This is a genomic window from Muricoccus nepalensis, from assembly GCF_006438825.1.
Classification (GTDB): domain Bacteria; phylum Pseudomonadota; class Alphaproteobacteria; order Acetobacterales; family Acetobacteraceae; genus Roseomonas; species Roseomonas nepalensis.
This window is the reverse complement of the sequence record NZ_RCZP01000029.1, coordinates 19090-37934: the sequence shown is the minus strand read 5'-3', so window position 1 is coordinate 37934 and position 18845 is coordinate 19090. Positions and strand designations below refer to the sequence as shown.

Here is an 18845-nt window from a genome sequence, read left to right as displayed (position 1 = left end):
ATTTACCGCGGTACTACAGATGAGAATGAGTGAACGACAGACGCTGGTGGTGGCGTGCGCCATGATGAAAGCCTGCGACGCGGCGGATGCACGAGCAGCGATCAACCCTTCGCTCAATGCGGAGTGGGAGTGCTTCAAGGCCGTCATGGCTGTTAGCGCCAGGATTGCGGAAGACACTCGAAAGCGTAAGGCGCTCAGAACTGCCACCATCGACCTGATCGTCGGTCTTTTTATGATCACGCGTCTGGTGTGGATGTTGCTGGCCTAATTTGAATTTGTTTGATACCGCTGAGCGGATGATCCGACGCTGGTGTGATTGCCGCGTGGGCGGAGATAGTAATTCGCTTCTGCCCCGACGTGGCAGGGGGTTCTGACGGCTGACAGATCGCGGCTAAAAGGTTGTTCGAGCACGACCGAGCGTTGGAGGATTGCTGGGCCAGACCTTGAGATCCTCCATCACTCGGAGCAGTTCCTCGAAGCGGAACGGCTTGTTCAGCCTCCGCTCCTGCTGACCCAGCGCGCGGCCATGCCAATTGCTCGGTAGGCCCGAGTAATAGATCACCTTGATGTCTGGACGAGCGATCCGAGTCCGCTCAATGACAGCAAACCCGTTCAGCGGCTCACCCAAGTTGATGTCGGTAAGAACAACCTGACACGGCTCTGAGCCTTCAATGTACTCAAGCGCGGTGGCTGCATTTTCGGCCATCTGCACGGCGTAGCCCGCGTCCTCCAGGGCCTGGACCATCACGTCCAGGACCAGCTCGTCGTCGTCGAGGACAAGGACGTCGCACGTCATTCAACCACCGTTCTACGTTGGGCGACGGCGTCGCGGCCGGAACAGGGCGCGACGCCTACTTGGCTCTCCGACGGGCAATATCAGCACGATTGTTGCAACCTATCGCCGACCATTGGTGAGGAGCCCGAACACGAAGCCAACTGCCCCGGCAATCAGAAGGGCCGGCAACGGGTGCTGGTTGAGAGCCGCACGGGCGGTCCTCGCTGACTGGCTGTTCCACGCAGCCGCCTGACCGTGGATCGCCGTATCCCTACCATCCGGGGAGATGAAGCCGGTAGCACCGCCCTTGTGAACAGGGTCCGAGGCGGGGAAGGTGTCCTCAACCCCCTTGTCGAGCTTGGCCTCGTGGGTCGCGCCCGGCTTCAAATCGGAGACCCAGTGCCCGGTCTCCTCGTCGCGCTTCTGATCCGTCCTATCCTGATTCATGGCTGCCGCCTCCAATATCTAAGGTCCTTCTCGGGCACAGGCCATGGTGGCACTGCAGCCGACTGTGGGGAAAGCGCAGCACAGAGAGAGGAAGTTCCATGCCTCCTGAGTTCGACCTTATCGGTGCCCTGCTCGTCAAAGCAGAGCTTCGCCATGGCATAGGACGAGCTGTTCAGCCAGCCAGGTAGGTTGCGCGGATCCGCTGCGTCCTGGTCCCTGGCACAGGTCTGACTTTCGCCGAGTGGACAGGGCTTGATGACCTTGCCGATCCGCACAGCGATGAGAGTTTGGATGTTAACGTCGGTGCACCGCCACAGCGCCCGTCCGGCCGGGAGGGTGCTAAACCACCCGTCGATCCTCATAAGCCTCGTCGGTCGCAGCATCTGGACAGCGGCCGCGAGAGCGATGGAAGCTGCCCACGACAACACATCTCCGAAGAGTGGTGCGCCACAGTCCCGGAGGATGGACAGCCTGGTTGTGGCAACTTCAATCTGTGAAGCGGGCAATCAGGGCACGCCCGACGACCTCAGTCAGGTTGCGTCCTGAACACCATTATGGCTCACCCTGCACACGTCGAGGGCAATCGGCCCAAACGGCTCCTCTTGCGTGAGCGAGAGTTTCCCCTCGCGCGTGAGCTCCAAACCGGCCAGAAAGGTGCTCGCGAGCGCCGCGCGGAAGCGCAGAGGCCGGTCCGGCGCTGTAGGCAGCGGGCGTCACATTCATCACTGGCGGTGAGCCAGGCGTCAAACTCCGGAAGGCTGGCTTATGACACCGGAGCAGTGCCGTGAAGCTCGAGCCCTCCTCGGCTGGACCGAAGTACAGCTCGCCAACCACGCCGGCATCAAGGTGGAGACGGTGCGCTACGTGGAAGCGGGGAATGGGCGGCCGAAGGCGCTGACGCTCGCCATCATCCGCACTTGCCTGGAGGCGGCCGGTGTGGAGTTCATCCTTGCGAGCGGAGACAGCGCCGGGGTGCAGATGCGGGAGGCAGAGAAGAGGTGACCAAGGCAACTGGGAGTTGAACGTTCCAAACAAGCGCCAGGCGCATCAACTGGCCGCGACCCTCGTTCGCCCGATCGAGGCAGTGGCTCGATCGTGGCGCTCACTTCGCCTGGAACGCCGTGGCAAGGGCGGAGACGCTGAGGCCGTCCTCCGCGTCGAACATGTCCCAGACGAAGCTGCAGCCCGTCCGCCGCTCGACTTCCGCAATCAGGTTCATCACGTCGATGGAGTCGATGATGCCAAGGCCCACAAGGTCCTCGTCACCGAGGGCCTCCACTGAAAGGCCGGCCTGCTCCACCTTCGGACGTAGAACCTCCAGGATCGTCGTGCGAACCGCGCCGTCAGCCACCCAGCATCTCCACCGTCATCTCACGCGATATGCTGTAGTTCGTCCGGGCGACAACGGTTCGAGCTCAAGGCAGTGACCTAATCGTCACCGACGCACTACCGCTGGGCGCCGACTTGGGCTGGTCCGGCCGGGCTCTCTCAGTTCCCGCTAGAGGGGGCGCGACCGAGCCCACACGCTGGGTTCGTCTGTCGAGAAACGTTACACCTCGGCGAGGGTTAACCATTCTCACGGCGCAACGTAATGATGTTGTTGTAGTTTCGTTTTGGCATCTAAATTGCCATTCGTCCTGTCGCCGGATCCCCTCGGCCTCGAACAGGACCATCAGGAATGAGCCTTCGTCACCTCCTCCTCGGCACCGCCCTTGCCGCCCCGCTGGCGCTCACCAGCCTCTCGGCCGCGGCGGCCTCGGTCACCTACTCCTCCAACGGCACCCTCAGCAGCATCACCGGCTGCACCAATCCCGCCACTTGCGTCCAGAACGGCCCGAACCAGGTCTACTGGGGCGGTCAGAACGGCTTCGGTGGCAGCCCCTCCGTCTTCATCTCCTCCGTGCTGACCGCTGTTGACGCCGGAACCACCACCGACCTCGACGGGCAGAACGTCACCCTCGGCCAGCTCAACTGGACCAACCGTGCCACCGCCGACAACCGCACCGATGACAGCTTCAACGTCACCTGGAGCCTCTCGAACCTCTTCACCTCGCCCGCCGGCCTCGGGAGCGCGGCCTTCAACCTCAACATCCAGAACACCCAGAACCCCGCCGGCGACCTCATCCTCAACCTTCTCGCCGCGAGCTACACGGCAAACATCCCGGGCTACGCCCTGACGGGTCTCCACTTCGAGGAAGAGGGACGCGGCTCGTTCAACTCCCTCACCGGCATCTGGTCCAACCCCGAGGGATCCATCTCCACCCTGAGGCTGCTCGCCAACGTTGTCGCCGCGCCCGTACCGGTGCCCGAGCCCGCTTCGCTGGCCCTCTTCGGCGCCGGCCTCCTCGGCCTCGGCCTGGTGCGTCGGCGCAAGGCCACCTCGCCGGCCTGAGGCAGGGCAGGTGCCGGGCGCTCGGCCAGCCGGTTGCCAAAGGTCGGGCGTCAGCGCCCGGCCTCTCCCCGAACAGCGCCGGGTCACCGCCCGCTCCCCTTTTGACGGGCCGTTCGGCCCGACGCTTCGCGATGGAAACCAGCATGCCGCGCCCGAGTACACCGGATGAGTTCGTCGCCCTCCTGCACGAGACAATCGTTGCTCTTGTCCGGCGTGATGGACCTGACCTGACCGCGCGGCAACTCGCCGTCTTTCTGAGGGTCTACGTCTACGCCGGCCCGCTCACCGGACGCGATCTCGCCGAAGCCCTCGACTTGCAGAAGAGCGCTGTCTCGCGGGCTCTGGACCGCCTGGTCGAGGCGGATCTCGTCTCTCGCCTGCCCAACCCGCAGGATCGCCGGTCCGTGCTGGTGGGGCGTACCGTCAAAGGCACGGCCCTCATCCGCGAGCTCCGCACGATCATGCGGGAGGCCCGGTCAGGCCAGTAGACGGCCGGCTACTCCTCAGCGGCCCTCCAGAGGAAGCGCCTCACGGCTCCCCTTCACAATCATATGCGAATGCGACGCTTCCTAATTGGCTCAGCGTCGCGTACCGCTTATTGCAACCTCGATATGGAAGCACGGAATGACCCAACTTCGCCGTCAACTGCACCAGACGCCACCCAGCCCCGTTAGTAACAGTCAGGACCGTTGGTTCCTGGTGTTCGACACCGAACAGTGCGTTCTGCACGTTGAGCACGTCTGGGAAAACGTGGAAGCCCGCCGGGGTGGCGCCCTGTACCAGGGCAACGTTCGCTTGGAGCTTGGGGAGTTCCTCAAGCAGAGTGGCCACGACCCGGTGAAGCGCGAACTCGAGCGCGTGCTGACAGGCGTGTTCGAGGAACAGTTCAGCGCCTAGAAAACACCGACGTTGTGGACGACGGAACCAGCCGGTCGCCGCGTCCTGAACCGCTGACGCGCCAGCCCATTCGAGAAGGCGCGCCTCTCACTCTCTAACCCTGCCACGCCCGTGCCCCTCCCACTCACCCTCCCCGGTTCCTCGCTCAAAGGTCGAGCAGCCGGGCTGGGCTGTCCTGCGTGATCTTGGCGCGCCGGCGGTAGCCCTGGGTGGTGGCGAGGCTCCGCTGCCGCGTGTGGTGCACCACCTGCTCGTCCAGCGCGCCCTTCAGGTAGGCCTCCGTAATGAACCCCGCCCTGAGCCCGTGCGGGGAGAGCCGCTCGCGCTCGTCCACCACGAGGTTGCCATCTCGGCCCGGCGCCGCAGGATCCTCCACACCCCCTGCGGCGTCAGCCGGTCCTCCAGCCCACCCGCGGCGCTCACCCGGCGGAACACCGGCCCCCACTCGATGCGTGAGCGCTTGAGCCAGGCCTCCACCGCCCGCACCGGGCAGGAGAGCGGGTTCAGCCCGCGCGGTATGCCGATCGAGGCCCCCTCCCCCTCCTGGTCACGCTTGGCCCGCGGGATGAGCACCGTCATGCCCTCGCTGGTGAAGCGCAGGTGCTCGCGGTCAATCCCCACCAGCTCGGAGCGCCGCAGCGCCCCGGCAAACCCCACCAGCAGCAGCGCGCGGTCCCGCACCCCGGCCACGTCGGTGCCGCAGCTCGCCAGCAGGCGCTTGACCTCGGCCGAGGTGAGGGCGGCCGCCGGGCGGGCGGGCCTGCCGTGGGTGGCGAGGATGCCGCGCATGGTGGCGCTGATCGCCGGCTGGCGCGTCTCCCAGGGATGCCCGGCCTGGCGGTGGTGATGCGCGATGGCCGCCAGCCGACGGCGCAAGCCACTGCGACCCAGCGTGGCGGCCAAGCTCGCCAGGTGGCCGGCGATCACCACGGGGGCGGCCGGCAGGGCCGCCACGCCGCCCGCCTCGCACCAGGAACAGAAGGCGCGCCAGTCCGACGCGTAGGCGCGCCTGGTGTTCTCCGACAGCGCCCGCCCGGCGTAGCCCGCGGCGCGGGCCACCGCCTCACCGACCGGTCCCGCCAGCACCGCCAGCGCCTCCGCCGGCAGCGCGCCCGCCGCCAAGCGCACCACCGCCGCCGGGACGGCCGGCGGGCTTGTTCCAGGGCGCTCGGTCACACCGCGCCGTCCGTCTGCGAGGGCGAGGAAAGTCGCGTGTTTGTTGGCGACACCGCCGCTGCTCCTACTAGAGTCCCCACTCCCCTGCCCCGCTCCAGCCGATCCTGCGGCGCCCCCTTGGCGCCGATCCGCCCCTCCCAAGTGTGCCCGGCGGCGCTCAGCTGTGGCAACCGCCCCCTCCCTGCCCCTTGGGCACGATAATGGGTCATTATCGTGCGTAAATAACCGGAGAAGCCCGGTTTTGCTGGGGTTTTCGTGCTTCTCGGGGAGCCAGAGCCGAGTTCCGCCACAGGCTGGACCGTTCCGTCCGCTAATCCCGCTTCCCGGACGGAAGAGGGCGCCGAGGTGCCGCATGGACTATGACACGCCCCTGCCCCGCCGCGGTCGAGTTCACCATTGATGCATGATAGCGGGGGTTTATCCCGCTAACGGGACTGCCCAGGGGAAGCTCGTCAGCCGGAGAGACGCTGCGCGGCATGAAGAGCAAGGAACGCTGCCCAGAACGCGGCAGCCTCGTCCCAGGCGGCTCAGCCCGCTGAGGAGCACCGCTCCTACACCACGCCGTGGGGCACGATCCGAGTAGTTCACCACGACGCGCTGCCCGTCCGACCGCGAATACAGCCGCAAGAACGCACAGGGCACTCCCAAAGCAGAGTGCGCTCGGCCACTCCAGAAGATGGAGAACAATCGTGGCTACGCCTCCGATCGTCAGGGCACCCGATCGCAGGGCAAAGCCGATGAGAGTTCGGCGGCTGACGGGATTGAGCGCGGGCTCTCGTGCCATGGCGAGCTCGGGGGGCCTGTCTACCCAGCGGCGACCGGCTCCTCCTCGGTGAGGACCTCCTCCGTCTCAGGCGCCTCGAGTTGCCAAGGCAGAATCAGGACGGCGAGATCCGGGCCGCCATGGCGTAGAAGCTGGCGCCGGAGCCGCTTCGTGCGGTGGGTGTGCATCAGCACCTCCCACCAGCGCCCACCCACAAACTCGGACAGCACCACGACCACCGGTCGCCCCCTCTTCTCTCCCCGCAGCGCTTCCATGGTGCGCAGGGTCGGGGCGAGCAGGCTTCGGTAGGGTGAGGCCTCTACGATAAGGCGTGGCACCGGTACGCCCGCCCGCCGCGCGGGAAGCTCGACCTGCCGCCTCCACTCCTCCCGTAGTCCGCCCTCCTCGGCTCCGGCGTCCGGCCCGTTCAGATTCTCAAGGTGCAGCGCCACGACGTCGGGTGAAAGGCGAACCGCTGCGTGGACCGCACGGCTCGCCAGCCGGTCCCAGCGCATCAGTGGGACGAGGAAGACGGGCGGTTGATGCTCCACCAGTCGCACCTCGCGCAGCCCCTCTGGCAGGATGTGGCTCTCGATGCTGCTATAGTAGCGGCGCACGGCCCGGAGCAGGATGAAAGTCAGAGGGATCACCACGACGGTCAGCCAAGCGCCTTCCGTGAACTTCGCGGCGAGGATGACGATGAGGGCGAGGCCCGTCGCGAGGGCCCCCAGCCCATTCACCCCAAGCCGCGTGCGGTCGGCGCGCCCGCCTGCCGAGCGCCGCCAGTGCTGCGCCATGCCGGCTTGGCTGAGGGTGAAGGAGAGGAAGGCACCGACCGCGAAGAGCGGGATCAGCCGGTCCGTGATGCCGCCGAAGACGGCGAGCAGCGCTCCCGCTCCAACCGCCAGGAACAGGATGCCCGCCGTATAGACCAACCGCCGCCCGGGTAGGGCGAAGGCGCGGGGCAGGTAGCCGTCCTCCGCCACCTGACGGCAAACGCGCGGGAAGCCGACAAAGCTCGTGTTCGCCGAAAGGCAGAGAACCGCGAGCACGCTGCCGATGGTCACGTAGTACAGCCAGTCCCTCCCCCAGACGGCCCCAACCACCTGGGAGACGACGCTCTGATAGCCGTCCTGCTCTTGGTTCATGGCAAGGATGCCGTAGCCTTGAGCCAGGTGAGCGATGCCCAACAGCAGCGTCCCGAGCACGACGACGATTGCGGTCAGAGTGCGGTGGGCGTGCTTCACGGTGGGCTCACGGAAGGCGCTGACACCATTGCTGACAGCCTCGACGCCGGTCATTGCCGTACAGCCCGCGGCGAAAGCCCTCACGATAAGCCAGAGGGTCACTGCCTCTGTCGCCTCACCCGCTGCCGCGCCGGGCGGCGGAACCACGGGTTCCGCGTGGCCGCTCCAACTCCTCCAAACGCCGTAGCCAAGAATGAAGAACAGCGAGCCAATGAAGAGATAGGTCGGCAACGCCAGAGCGAGGCCCGACTCCTTCGTGCCCCTCAGGTTCACGACCGTGATGATGGCGAGAATGCCGAGGCACAAAGGCAACGTGTAGGCATGCAGGGCTGGAAGCGCCGAGGTCAGCGCGCCGACCCCGGCCGAGATGCCGACCGCGACGTTCAGCATGTAATCCACCATCAGCGCCGCCGCGGCCACCAGCCCCGTATTGAGGCCGAGGTTTTCCCGCGCCACGGTGTAGCTGCCGCCGCTGGCTGGATAGGCCGCGATGGTCTGGCGGTAGGAGAAGAAGACGATGGCCAGAAGAAGGACGATCGCCCAGGTGACGGGCTGCACCACGCCAAGGCCCGCTGCCCCGACCACCGCGAGCACGGCAAGCATCGCTTCCGGCCCGTAGGAGGCAGAGCCGAGCCCGTCGAGCCCCATCGCGGGCACGCCCTCGAAGGCGCCGATCTTGCGGCCTTCGGCTTCCCGGTTCGCAAGCCGTCGGCCGAAGAGAAGCGTGCTGATCGACATGAAGTCTCGCGCCGTGAGTTACTCCGAATAGAACGCCCGAGTGCCCGGAAGGATCACCGGCGGGAGTATTCCACGTGGCATGACAACGAAGCCGGCGATCCTCGGCCGACAGCTGACGTGGGCTCATGACCAGCTATGGCTGGAGCAACGCGGCAAATGGACACCCTCACATCGCGAGCACCCCAACCTTGTACCTCAGGCATTCTGTTGAGGCTGATCGTGCGGAGAGACGTGCTGGACGAGCACGGTTTCGAGCGCTTTCCCGGCAGAACGGCCTGGGCGAGATTAGCCCATGGACGACGCCACGCCCCCTCCCCCGCCCAGGCCGCCCGATGCGCCAGCCCACGCGTCGTCCGCTGCGGCCGAGGCCCTGGTGCTTCACACCCGCCTGCTAGGCGACCTGCGGGTGCCAGGAAGCCCGGAGCAAGCGTCCGAGCTGCAGGCGCTCTCGGCCCGCGCCGCCGTCTAAGCCGCCCGCACCCGTGGCGAGGGCACCCGTCGCGCCTACCGCTCGGCCTGGAGTGCCCAGAAGGCCTAGTGCAGGAGCCTGACGATCCTGCTTATGACTGGACGGCTGTCGCGAGGGACTGCTCCAGGATAGCCACTCGCTGTGCCAGGACGGTCTGTGTCTCCTGCTCCATGGCCCTGTAGCAGGCGATCAGCTCAGCGCCAAACGGCATCAGACTGGCGCCACCACCACCGGCCCCACCGCCGCGCGCCTCGACAACCGGCAGGCGGAAAGTCTGGTTCATCGCGTCCACCAACAGCCATGCGCGTCGGTAGCTCATGCCCATGGCGCGGCCCGCGGCCGAGATGGAGCCTGTCTCCCCAATGAGCTCCAGCAGGCGGACCTTGCCGGGGCCGAGGGCACGATCCTGGTCGAAGTCGATACGAAGGGTCAGGCGAGCCATGGGCACAGCTTATCACTCTGGCGCCGCACTGCCGCATCTTAGGGCTGGCGCGCGCGCTATATCCGTTCGAATATGACGCTTGATCAACTGGAGGGTCTGGGATGAGCGGCGAGTTGGACGGCGAGCCCCCGACGCGCGGTGTTGCGGGTGAGCGGCTGACGACCTGGGCCCTGTCACCCGATGGAAGGCGGGTGCGGCTTGGCTTTGCCCAAGCCAGTGGGGCGGCGTCCCATCTCGACTTCCCGGTGGAGGTCTTGAGCGGGCTGCTGCTTACCCTACCCTGCATCCTGGAACGTGCCCTGGCACTGCGTGGCGAGACCGATGCCCGCATTGCTCACCCGCTCAGCTCCTGGAAGGTGGAGCAGGCGACGGAGCACAACCGGCTGATCCTTAGTCTCAGCACCACCGACGGCTTCGGAGTGGCCTTCACGCTCAGGCCGGGCGAACTGGCCGAGATGGGGCGAGCAGCCGAGCTGGCACTGCCAGTGCCCCGGTCCCGGCTGAACTAGTCCGGCGCTTTCCCGAGGACCGTTCCCTCGCGAACCTGCCCGCTTCCATGGGGATCAGCCAGTTCAACAACTGACGCCCTGAGCCCCGCGCGGTTCTGCCTCTTCTCTCCAGGGAGTTCACCCATGACTGCAGACGGCTCCGCCGGCTGGACGCGGCCCCTTCTGGCCAACTGCTTGGCTGGCTTGGTGACAGCGGCCCTGCTCCTGCCGAGCGCTCCCGCAGCGGTCGCCGCGCCGATAACCAGCAACTTTGATCTGGGCGGGGCGGTCGACCGACCTGGCAGCTATGCTCTTGCGGATCTGCAGGCGCTTCCAGCACTGACAACAGCTGTCACCTACGGGACCGGCACAGGCCAGGTCTCGGCCGCCTTCACCGGCCCGACGCTCTGGTCAGTCTTGAGCGGTGCCGGGCTGACGCCTGTCCCTGATGCCAGGAACAGCACCTTGCGCAACGTGGTCGTGGCGACCGGCAGCGATGGGTATGCGGTCGCCTTCTCCGGCGGAGAGCTTGACCCTCGCTTCGGTGGTAGCCGCAACCCGGCGCTGATCGCCTACGCACGCGATGGGCAACCGCTCGGCCTGGACGGCTTCGCTCGGACGGTCGCGCCCGGTGACGCGGCGGGGGGACGCTACGTCTCCAATCTGGCTGGGATCGATGTCGTTCAGGCCCCGTCGAACCCACCACAGGGAGGCAGCTCTTCGTCCAGCTTCACCCTGTCCGGACTGGTCCAGCGTCCCACCCTCTATGACGCGGTGAGTCTCGCTGCCCTGCCGGCGCTGACCGAGAGCGTAACCTACACCAGCGGCGGACGGCCTGTCTCAGCGATCTTCACGGGCGTATCGCTCTGGTCCCTGCTGGTGTCGGCCGGTCTGGTCACCGATCCGGGAGTAAAGAATTCCGAGCTTCGACAGTACGTGCTCGCGACCGGCAGTGACGGCTACGAAGCAGCCTTCTCCCTGGGCGAGCTGGACCCGCGCTTCGGAGGTAGCGCGAACGCCAATCTGGTTGCGTTCGCCCAGGATGGTCAGCCGCTTGGCGCTGACGGTTTCGCTCGCCTGGTGGTGCCTGGTGATCTTGCCGGCGGCCGCTATGTCAGCAACCTCGTGAGCCTGCAGGTGCTGGACACCACTCGCGTCACGACAGTCCCGGAGCCGGGCAGTCTCGCGCTGCTGCTGTCGGGACTGTTTGGTCTCGCGATGCTCTCCCGCCGCCGAGAAGGACCGGCTTAGGCCTGCGGCGGAAGCCTAATCGCTCTGACTGTCAGCACCCTCAAACCCATACCACGGAGACACTCTCCATGCGACGCAAAGGCCTCCTCCTTGCCGCGCTGGCACTTGTGGTGCCCTTCACCGGCGCCCATGCGCAGCCGCGGCCAGAGTCCCTCACGGTCTTCGCCGCCGCGAGCCTGACCGATGCGATGCGAGATATCTCGGGAGCCTGGGCGCGGGCCGGGCACGGGCCGCTGCGGCTCTCCTTCGGCTCGAGCTCGACGCTGGCCCGGCAGGTCGAGCAGGGAGCACCGGTCAACCTGTTTGCCTCGGCCGACCAGCGCTGGATGGACTACCTGGCGGAGCGCAACCTGATCGCCCCGGACACCCGCCGCGACCTGCTGCGCAATCGGCTGGTGCTGATCGTTCCGAAGGATCAGGCCCGAACCATCGAGATCAACTCCAACCTCGACCTCCCTGCCCTGCTCGGGCCAAGAGGCCGGATTGCCACGGGCGACCCGGCCCATGTACCGGTCGGGCTCTATGCACGACAGGCACTCACCCAGCTTGGACTATGGGCCCAGGTGGAACCACGGCTGGCGCGCGCCGACGACGTGCGCGGCGCCCTCCTCCTGGTTGAACGAGGTGAGGCCCCGGCCGGCATCGTCTACGCCACCGACGCCGCGGTCAGCAGCGGTGTCGCCGTGGTCGGCGTCTTTCCTGAGAGCAGCCACGAGCGCATCACCTATCCCTTCGCCGTCCTGCGGGAGCGCGATGTACCAGAGGCTCGCGCCCTCCTGGAGTTCCTAGCTGGACCTGAAGCACGAGCGATCTTCGCTCAGCGAGGGTTCTCGACGGCCGAGTGACCGACGACCAGAAGGGCTCTGATCGGCTTAAGAGCCGATCAGAGCCGACCTACCTAACCTCTACTTCGCAACCATGACGTCGGACGCCTTGATCACGGCGATCGCATCGTCGCCCACCTTCAACGCGAGATCGTCAATCGCTTCGTTCGTGATCGAGGCATGGACCGTGATCCCGTTCCCGATATCAATGTGGACGTGCCCCGTCGTCTGACCCTTCTGAACGGTGGTGACCTTGCCCTTGATCTGATTGCGAGCGCTCAACTTCATCATTATATGTTCCAGTCCTCTGCAGTGATCACCCTCCAAACGATCATCCTGTCCAGAAATCCGCCATGAGGGCTACGGGCACTGACTAAATCCGCGATCACGAGCAATTGCGGTGCGTAGTCCTCCTTGGCGGTTCAAGCAGACTGCCGAGTAATGGTATCGATCTAAGGAAGTGCGGGGTTCTGACGTTCGCCAGGTGACGCGGTGCCGATGGCGCAACTTTGGCCGAAGAAACGGGCTACAAACGGTAGCGTTGGATCGACGGGCCATGTCGGCCCAGGAAAACCCTTATGTATAAGCACAGCCTAGCGCTCGCGTTTGCTCTGATCGCAAGCCCCGCCTTTGCTCAGTCGCCAGCCCCTCAGCCGAGCGTCTCCACGGCCCCGACGCCCAATGCTCCAGGCGGCGTGACCCCCGACCAGGGCGCTGGCGTTCCGGGCGCTGCCGCCTCGCCTCTTTCGCCTGTTCCGTCAGCCGGCCCTCCGGACCCGCAGGCCGGTACCCCAGGCACCCAGGATCCGTCACAGTTGGGCGGCTCCGGCGGCTGACATCCGTTCAGCGATGAACGGATGCTCGTGCACGGAGGGGCTCGTAGAGCTGTGCTGAGGCCGACCCATCTCCAATCAGGCCATCGACCAGGGGCCGCACCATCATTGCGGCCCCTGCCTCGCCCAGCGCTGCAGGCACGGTAGGCGGGGGATTATCGTGCAGAGGTGTCTGCGGTAGGCCCGCTGGAGGGGCGGCTTTGGCCTGCGTTTGCTTGATTTCATGAGGCTGGTGGCAGGCTGAGCGAGGCTGGCGTTTCTATCGGCTTCGCCACTGCCACCCATCGAGGCCTGACGGTGGTTCCCGCCCGCGCTCACCCCAACGCCGCGTGCTCCCGCCCCCAGCGGGCGCGCCGGCGGGCGACATCCTCGGCGGGCACGCTCATCTGCGCGCCGACCTGCTCGTCCGTCATGCCCGAGCGGAGCAGGCTGCACATGACGTGCTCGCCCAGCACCGAGAGCGGGCCCGCGGGGTTGCGGCCCTCGCGGTAGGCGAGGTGGTCGTCCGTCTCCTCCATGAACTCGAGGTAGTAGGGGTTGAGGCTCTCCGGCAGGGCCTTGTAGGCCACGACGTCGCCGTACCGCCACCGGGTGAGGGCGCTGCGCATGGCCCAGTAGCTCTCCTTCAGGCTGTCCTTGAAGGTCTTCACGGGGTGCCAGAGGTAGTTCCGCTTGAGCCGGAACACGGGCCACTTCAGGGGGCGGTAGACGAAGCTGCCGGGGTAGTAGGAGGGCTCGAGAAGGGTGTTGCTGTAGAAGTGGGTCCGTCGGTAGCGCGGCGTGAAGGCGCCGGCGCCGCCGATGTCCTCCAGGAGGAGGCCGGCGTTGTGCAGGATCGTCGGCCAGGTCACCTCCAGGTGCCCGGACCACCCCTCGCGATAGGCCGCGTCCATGGTCTCCATCGCCCGCCGGCTCGCGCGGAAGACCGGCATGAAGGCGCCCATGCGCTGCTCCCAGCGGAATCCCGGCACCACCGCGCCCGGCCCCTCGGGGGTGCCGAACTTGAACCAGATCCACCAGTCCGGGTCGGCCGCCGCGCTGCGGATCGTGGTCGTGAGAAGGTCGGCCTTGCTGTTCTCGAAGGCCGCGAAGAAGGTTTCCCAGCGGCCGCTGAAGCGCACGTCGTACTCGATGTACCAGTAGCGCTCGTAGTTCGGGTGCTGCCGGTAGAAATGCAGAACCGGTAGGTCGGTGTGGCCTCCCGAGTGGAAGATCCACTCCGGCCCGCCCGCCGACTTCGCGGGGTATTCGGGCGTGCGGATCTCCGTCGTGGTCACGAAGTGCAGGGGGGTGTTGCGCAAAAACCGGGGGCGCTTCGCCCCCGGGGGCGCGTGCATGAGCCAGACGGCCGTGATGTGGGGCGGGCAGGCGCGGCGCAGGGCCTGGAACTGCCGGACGATGCCGGGGGTGACCAGGTGGGACGTGAACAGGACGACGGTGGGAACGGGCCCGGAAGCCGCGGATTCGAGCATGGAGCCATCTCTTTCCGCATCAAACCGGCATGAAAGCGGAGATTCGATGCAGTATCATATTTTAGACGACGGGAATAGATCGTGTGTAGGTCGCTGTGAAAGGCCCACTGGCGGAGCGGGTTTGGCCGGATTTGCTGGGTTTCGGTGTGCAAGGCGGGCCATATCGGGGACGGTACCCTGCCATGCTAAATGTGGAACTCACCTTTTGACCTGCTGAGGATCCTTTAGGACGACAGCCGGAACTGTTCCAGATCTCAGCCCGAAGAGCTTGCGATAAGCTCTCGAATACGAGCCGCGAGCACGTCCATGGCGAAGGGCTTGGTCAGCACATGCATGCCGGCTTCCAGGTGCCCGTGGCTGAGCACCGCGTTCTCGGCATAGCCCGTGATGAACAGGACCTTGAGGTCCGGCCGCGCCACGCGGGCGGCATCCGCCACCTGACGGCCGTTCATGCCGCCGGGAAGGCCAACATCGGTTACCAGCAAGTCGATCCGCACATCTGATTGCAACACCTTGAGCCCCGCTGCCCCATCCGCAGCCTCGATAGCTGTATAGCCAAGGTCTTCCAGGATCTCCGCGACCAGCATGCGCACCGTTGGCTCGTCATCAACAACGAGCACCGTCTCATCGTGCCTGGCACGAGGAGCCTCGGACAGCTTCGTCAGCACTTCGAGTTCGACCGCCTCTCCAAGATGTCGAGGCAGGTAGAGGCAGATCATCGTCCCCTGACCAACCTCCGAGTAGATCCGCGCCTGCCCGCCCGACTGCCGCGCGAAGCCGTAGATCATCGACAGGCCGAGCCCGGTCCCCATCCCGATCGGCTTGGTGGTGAAGAAGGGATCGAAGGCGCGCGCGATGACCTCGGCCGGCATGCCGGTGCCGTCGTCGCTCACGCAGAGGGTGACGTACTGGCCGGGCGGCAGCTCCCGCTCACGGGCCGCGCGCTCGTCGAGCCAGCGGTTGCCGGTCTCGATGACCAGCTTGCCCCCGCCCGGCATGGCGTCGCGCGCGTTGATGCACAGGTTCAGCAGGGCGTTCTCGAGCTGGCTCGGATCGACCAGGGTCGTCCACAGGCCACCCGCCGCGACCGGCTCGACGCTGACCGCCGGCCCCATGGTGCGCCGGACGAGCTCCTCCATGCCGGCGACGAGACGGTTCACGTCCGTCGGCTTGGGATCGAGCGTCTGCCGCCGCGAGAAGGCCAGCAGCCGGTGCGTCAGCGCCGCTGCCCGCTTTGCCGCCCCCTGTGCCGCGTTGACATAGCGGTCGACGTCCTTGATGCGGCCCTGGGCCACGCGGGTCTGCAGGAGTTCCAGACTGCCGGTGATGCCGGTCAGCAGGTTGTTGAAGTCGTGCGCGAGACCGCCGGTGAGCTGCCCGACCGCCTCCATCTTCTGGCTTTGCCGCAGCGCGTCCTCGACCCGCTCGCGCTCGGCGATCTCCTCCAGAAGGCGCTCGTTGGCCTCGCCCAGCTCCCGTAGGCGCAGCTTCTGCTCCGTGAGGTCGGTGAGCACCCCGCAGAGCAGCGTCACGCCCTCCTCGCTGCGGAGCAGGCTCAACGACATGTAGACCGGCACGCGGCCGCCAAGCGGGGTACGAAGCGTGAGCTCGCGACGGGCCACGCCGTGCTGGGCGTCCTCGAAGAGCCGGTCAAAGGCACGCTGGTCCTCGGGGAGAACCAGCGGCCGCAGGGAGTGCCCGATGACGCGCTCCTGCGGCACGCCAAGCATCTCGGCGAGGCAGCGGTTGCAGTACAGGACCGTCCCATCCAGCGCGAGCGTGACGGCTCCCTCCTGAATCTGCTCGATCAGCACGCGGTAGGGCCGGTCGGCGCTCTCCAGCGTGTAGACCCGCTGCTCCTCGACGGGTCCGCCCACCACCAGCGCGTCGACCTCGCCGCGCCGGATGGCGCCGAGCGTCTCCTCGCTTTCCTGCAGGCGCGCCTCCAGGTCCTGGACGCGCGCGATCAGCGCCGCCGGGTCGGCGCCTTGCAGATCAATCGGTGTCATCAGATTGTTGTCGCTGCGGTATCAGATCCAGGCCTCGAAGGACCCGCTCGGTTTCAGACAGGTCGCCGATGATACGCCGGATCGGCAGTGGTAGCAGCTTGACCAGAGTTGGCGCCGCGATGATCTGGTAGCGCTCGGCCAGTGCGGGCTGCTGATAGATATCGACTACCTCAAGATCGACGTCTCCGTCCAGCTGCTCCCGGCAGATGCGCTTTAGGTTTTCAATTGCCTGCCTTGATCGTACTGTGCTGCCCGCCACGAAAAGGCGCAGCCGGTAAGGCGGCGAGCTAGGCGTCTCCGCATCATCGCTGTGGTCATCGCTCAAGGCGCTGCCGCCCTGGGGCGTATGTCGAGGCCGACCAGCACCTTCTCCGTGTTCGACAGGTCGCCGATGATCCGCTTGAGCGGCGCGGGCAGCCTCCGCACCAGGGTCGGGATCGCCAGGATCTGGTCCCCTGCGGCCAGCCTCGGGTTCACCAGCAGGTCGATGACCTCGATCTCGTAGCGGCCAGCCAGGTGCTCCTCGCAGACGCGCTTGAGGTTGGTCATCGCGGCAAGGGACTTCGTTGTCTGTCCCGCGACATAGAGCCGCAGGTGGTAGTGACCGGGATCCGGGTCGCTGTCCGGGTCCTGCTCGGGCGGTGGGGGGGGCGGATGGCTCACTCGGCCGCTCCGCGTCGGGCCGCGACCGCCACGGCGTCGCTCGCCAGCGCCGCCTCGTGATGGCCCTCCTGCGCCAGAAGCAGCCGGGCCTCCTCCTCCTCGACCTCGAGCGCCGCGCGCAGCTCACCGATCTGCCGCTCCAGCGCCGCGCGACGGCGGGCCAGCTCGCGCTGGCGCCGCTCCCCTTCCTGGCGGCGGCGCGCGGCCGCGGCCTGCTCACGGGCCGCCTGGGTGAGGCGCGCCGTGCCGGTGAGCACGCCCTCCGGGCCGATGTAGGGCTCGATCAACTCGATGCCGGTGTCGGTGATGCGGTACTCGCGCACCTGGTTCGAGTGGCTGAGGCCGCGGGCCTTGATGAGGTAGAGGCAGCGGTTCCGCTCGCCGTTCGCCTCGACCTCCTCGAGCTTGATCCAGGCGTCCATCAGCGAGGACAAGCCCTGGTCGGTGCCGTTGGCGATCGCGCCGTCCGCCCGCAGGCTGGTGAACAGGGCCGTGATGCCCCGGCTTTTCAGCAGGTCCATCATCCGCAGCAGCGTCGCGTGCACCTCGGTGCCGGGACCGCGGAAGGCCGAGATCGGATCGACGACGACCACGTCGGGCCGGAAGCGGTCGATGTCACGGTGCATGCGCGCGAGGTGCATCTCGAGGCCGTAGAGGCTGGGGCGGGCCGCCTCGAACCGGAGCCACCCCTGATCAACCCAGCCCGCCAGGTCGAGGCCGACCGAACGGGCGTTGCGGCAGATCTCCTGGGCGCTCTCCTCGAACACGAAGGACAGGCAACGCTCGCCCCGCCGGCACGCGGCCGCCGCGAACTGGCTCGCGAAGGTGGTCTTGCCGGTCCCGGCCACCCCGGACAGCAGGATGCTGGATCCCCGGAACAGGCCGCCGCCGCGGAGCATGGCATCGAGGCCCGGCACGCCGCTCGAGACCGTCTCGCTCGAGGCCGGGCGATCGAGCCCGGACGAGGTCACCGGCAGCACGCTGATGCCATCGGCATCGATCAGGAACGGGTACTCGTTGGTGCCATGGGCCGAGCCGCGGTACTTGACCACCCGCAGCCGGCGCGTGGTGATCTGGTCCTCGACCCGGTTGTCCAGCAGCACGACGCAGTCCGAGACGTACTCCTCCAGCCCCTGGCGGGTGAGCTGCCCCTCGCCGCGCTCGCCCGTGATCACGGCGGTGAGGCCGCGCTCCTTGATCCAGCCGAACAGGCGGCGCAGCTCGGCGCGCAGCAGAGCGGGGTCGGTGAAGCCCGAGAAGAGGGTCTCGATGGTGTCGAGCACCACCCGCTTGGCGCCGATGGAGTCCACCGCGTAGCCGAGCCGGACGAAGAGGCCCTCGAGGTCGTACTCGCCGCTCTCCTCGATCTCGCTGCGCTCCACCCGCACATGATCAATCGCCAGCTTGCCCTCGGCCACAAGCCCATCGAGGTCATAGCCGAGGGAGGCAACGTTGGCCGCAAGGTCCTCGGCGCGCTCCTCGAAGCTCATGAAGACCCCGGGCTCGCCATAGCGGGTCGCGCCGTTCACCAGGAAGGTCACCGCGAAGAGGGTCTTGCCGCACCCGGCGGCGCCGCAGATCAGGGACGGCCGACCGGCCGGCAAGCCGCCGAGGGTGACGTCGTCGAAGCCGGAGATGCCCGTGGCAAGCTTGGGCAGCGATGTCGAGGGGGTCGCCTCAGGCGGCATTGGTCGGCTTGTCCTTCTTGCGCTTTGCCGTGCGTGCGGGCACGGCCTTGGCCTCGCTGGCTGAGGACGACGGAACTGCCCCTGCGAGCCGCTGCCGCAGGACTGTCTCGATCAAGTTCGTCAGCGTGCGGTTCTCTTCCCGGGCGAGCTGGCGCAGCTCCTCCAGCAGGCCTGCTTCAATCCGTACTGTCACGGGCGTTTTGATGTTGACGCCCTTTCAGGGCTAGGAAGTGCCAATGTATTACAAATGATGGTGGCTCGCAGCCAAATT

Annotated in this window: 22 protein-coding genes; 8 read left to right on the top strand and 14 right to left on the bottom strand. The window is 66.8% G+C overall.

Going from position 1 to position 18845, the window contains the following annotated elements:
• Positions 1-25 precede the first annotated feature (25 nt).
• Positions 26-268, top strand: a complete 243-nt coding sequence (locus tag EAH89_RS21745; protein WP_140885815.1) for a hypothetical protein — start codon at positions 26-28, stop codon at positions 266-268.
• 123 nt (positions 269-391) lie between these two features.
• Here the strand turns inward: EAH89_RS21745 and EAH89_RS21740 are convergent, their stop codons facing one another.
• Together EAH89_RS21740 and EAH89_RS31790 are read right to left on the bottom strand one after the other, a co-directional pair.
• The gene (locus tag EAH89_RS21740) at positions 392-796 is read right to left on the bottom strand and encodes a response regulator (protein WP_140885814.1); all 405 of its coding nucleotides are present in this window, start codon (positions 794-796) and stop codon (positions 392-394) included.
• A 99-nt stretch (positions 797-895) separates the two neighbouring features.
• Positions 896-1237, bottom strand: a complete 342-nt coding sequence (locus EAH89_RS31790) for a hypothetical protein (RefSeq protein ID WP_140885813.1) — start codon at positions 1235-1237, stop codon at positions 896-898.
• A gap of 750 nt (positions 1238-1987) precedes the next feature.
• Between EAH89_RS31790 and EAH89_RS21730 the strand changes: the two genes are divergently transcribed.
• Positions 1988-2224, top strand: coding sequence for a helix-turn-helix domain-containing protein (locus tag EAH89_RS21730; protein ID WP_140885812.1), 237 nt, complete (start codon positions 1988-1990; stop codon positions 2222-2224).
• A gap of 100 nt (positions 2225-2324) precedes the next feature.
• Here EAH89_RS21730 and EAH89_RS21725 read toward each other — a convergent pair whose 3' ends face one another.
• The gene (locus EAH89_RS21725) at positions 2325-2573 is read right to left on the bottom strand and encodes an acyl carrier protein (RefSeq protein WP_140885811.1); all 249 of its coding nucleotides are present in this window, start codon (positions 2571-2573) and stop codon (positions 2325-2327) included.
• 327 nt (positions 2574-2900) lie between these two features.
• Between EAH89_RS21725 and EAH89_RS21720 the strand changes: the two genes are divergently transcribed.
• The 3 genes from EAH89_RS21720 (at position 2901) to EAH89_RS21710 (ending at position 4511) form a co-directional block, all read left to right on the top strand.
• Positions 2901-3614: a choice-of-anchor K domain-containing protein gene (locus EAH89_RS21720; RefSeq protein ID WP_140885810.1), complete on the top strand. Its 714-nt coding sequence runs from the start codon at positions 2901-2903 to the stop codon at positions 3612-3614.
• Positions 3615-3745: 131 nt separating this feature from the next.
• Positions 3746-4102: a MarR family transcriptional regulator gene (locus tag EAH89_RS21715; RefSeq protein ID WP_241667140.1), complete on the top strand. Its 357-nt coding sequence runs from the start codon at positions 3746-3748 to the stop codon at positions 4100-4102.
• Positions 4103-4238: 136 nt separating this feature from the next.
• Positions 4239-4511 (top strand): hypothetical protein, encoded by a 273-nt coding sequence (locus EAH89_RS21710; protein ID WP_140885809.1) that lies wholly within the window; start codon positions 4239-4241, stop codon positions 4509-4511.
• A 145-nt stretch (positions 4512-4656) separates the two neighbouring features.
• On the opposite strand, the gene EAH89_RS21705 is transcribed toward EAH89_RS21710, so the two are convergent.
• The 4 genes from EAH89_RS21705 to EAH89_RS21690 all read right to left on the bottom strand — a co-directional run bounded on the left by EAH89_RS21705 (position 4657) and on the right by EAH89_RS21690 (position 9346).
• On the bottom strand, positions 4657-4845 hold the full coding sequence (locus EAH89_RS21705) for a site-specific integrase (RefSeq protein ID WP_140885808.1): 189 nt from the start codon (positions 4843-4845) through the stop codon (positions 4657-4659).
• Positions 4779-5687: a tyrosine-type recombinase/integrase gene (locus EAH89_RS21700; RefSeq protein ID WP_140885807.1), complete on the bottom strand. Its 909-nt coding sequence runs from the start codon at positions 5685-5687 to the stop codon at positions 4779-4781. The genes EAH89_RS21705 and EAH89_RS21700 overlap by 67 nt, the downstream gene beginning before the upstream one ends.
• An 804-nt stretch (positions 5688-6491) precedes the next feature.
• Positions 6492-8435: an APC family permease gene (locus EAH89_RS21695; protein WP_140885806.1), complete on the bottom strand. Its 1944-nt coding sequence runs from the start codon at positions 8433-8435 to the stop codon at positions 6492-6494.
• Positions 8436-8995: 560 nt separating this feature from the next.
• On the bottom strand, positions 8996-9346 hold the full coding sequence (locus EAH89_RS21690; RefSeq protein WP_140885805.1) for a winged helix-turn-helix domain-containing protein: 351 nt from the start codon (positions 9344-9346) through the stop codon (positions 8996-8998).
• 101 nt (positions 9347-9447) lie between these two features.
• On the opposite strand from EAH89_RS21690, the gene EAH89_RS21685 reads away from it, so the two are divergent.
• The 3 genes from EAH89_RS21685 (at position 9448) to modA (ending at position 11930) form a co-directional block, all read left to right on the top strand.
• Positions 9448-9855, top strand: a complete 408-nt coding sequence (locus EAH89_RS21685) for a hypothetical protein (RefSeq protein ID WP_140885804.1) — start codon at positions 9448-9450, stop codon at positions 9853-9855.
• Between the two features lie 123 nt (positions 9856-9978).
• Complete coding sequence (locus EAH89_RS21680) at positions 9979-11085, top strand: molybdopterin-dependent oxidoreductase (RefSeq protein WP_140885803.1); 1107 nt, start codon at positions 9979-9981, stop codon at positions 11083-11085.
• A gap of 68 nt (positions 11086-11153) precedes the next feature.
• Positions 11154-11930 (top strand): molybdate ABC transporter substrate-binding protein, encoded by a 777-nt coding sequence (modA, locus tag EAH89_RS21675; protein WP_140885802.1) that lies wholly within the window; start codon positions 11154-11156, stop codon positions 11928-11930.
• Between the two features lie 60 nt (positions 11931-11990).
• Here modA and EAH89_RS21670 read toward each other — a convergent pair whose 3' ends face one another.
• The 7 genes from EAH89_RS21670 to EAH89_RS21640 form a co-directional block, all read right to left on the bottom strand.
• On the bottom strand, positions 11991-12197 hold the full coding sequence (locus EAH89_RS21670) for a TOBE domain-containing protein (RefSeq protein ID WP_140885833.1): 207 nt from the start codon (positions 12195-12197) through the stop codon (positions 11991-11993).
• Positions 12198-13056: 859 nt separating this feature from the next.
• Complete coding sequence (locus tag EAH89_RS21665; RefSeq protein ID WP_140885801.1) at positions 13057-14214, bottom strand: DUF3405 domain-containing protein; 1158 nt, start codon at positions 14212-14214, stop codon at positions 13057-13059.
• A gap of 254 nt (positions 14215-14468) precedes the next feature.
• Entirely contained in the window at positions 14469-16223 is a 1755-nt protein-coding gene (locus EAH89_RS21660; RefSeq protein WP_140885800.1) for a response regulator, read from the bottom strand.
• The gene (locus EAH89_RS21655; protein WP_140885799.1) at positions 16210-16548 is read right to left on the bottom strand and encodes a circadian clock KaiB family protein; all 339 of its coding nucleotides are present in this window, start codon (positions 16546-16548) and stop codon (positions 16210-16212) included. Before EAH89_RS21655 ends, EAH89_RS21660 begins: the two co-directional genes overlap by 14 nt.
• Positions 16545-16886: a circadian clock KaiB family protein gene (locus tag EAH89_RS21650; protein WP_140885798.1), complete on the bottom strand. Its 342-nt coding sequence runs from the start codon at positions 16884-16886 to the stop codon at positions 16545-16547. Before EAH89_RS21650 ends, EAH89_RS21655 begins: the two co-directional genes overlap by 4 nt.
• Positions 16883-18574, bottom strand: coding sequence for a circadian clock protein KaiC (kaiC, locus tag EAH89_RS21645; RefSeq protein WP_140885797.1), 1692 nt, complete (start codon positions 18572-18574; stop codon positions 16883-16885). Before kaiC ends, EAH89_RS21650 begins: the two co-directional genes overlap by 4 nt.
• Entirely contained in the window at positions 18564-18767 is a 204-nt protein-coding gene (locus EAH89_RS21640) for a hypothetical protein (RefSeq protein ID WP_206667638.1), read from the bottom strand. Before EAH89_RS21640 ends, kaiC begins: the two co-directional genes overlap by 11 nt.
• Between the last annotated feature and the right edge of the window lie 78 nt (positions 18768-18845).